The following is a 302-nucleotide window of genomic DNA, read 5'->3' on the forward strand; positions in this document are numbered from 1 at the left end:
CGTGAAGGCCGGTCAGATCCGCCACTTCTTCCTGATCGGCGGCTGCGACGGCGCCGCGCCCGGCCGCAACTACTACACCGAGTTCGCGCAGGCCGCGCCCGACGACACCGTCGTCATGACCCTCGGCTGCAACAAGTACCGCTTCAATCGCCACGCGTTCGGCGACATCGGCGGCATTCCGCGTCTGCTCGATCTCGGCCAGTGCAACGACAGCTATTCGGCGATCCAGATCGCGCTCGCGCTGGCCGAAGCGTTCGAGTGCGGCGTCAACGATCTGCCGCTGTCGCTGGTGATTTCGTGGT

The 302-nt window shown here is 65.9% G+C and carries 1 pseudogene; it reads left to right on the forward strand.

The features are described 5' to 3' along the window. Positions 1–302, forward strand: a pseudogene (locus SB771_RS33980) (hydroxylamine reductase); the annotation flags it as partial.

The sequence above is a fragment of the Burkholderia sp. SIMBA_051 genome (genome assembly GCF_046534915.1).
GTDB classification, from domain to species: Bacteria; Pseudomonadota; Gammaproteobacteria; order Burkholderiales; family Burkholderiaceae; genus Burkholderia; species Burkholderia ambifaria.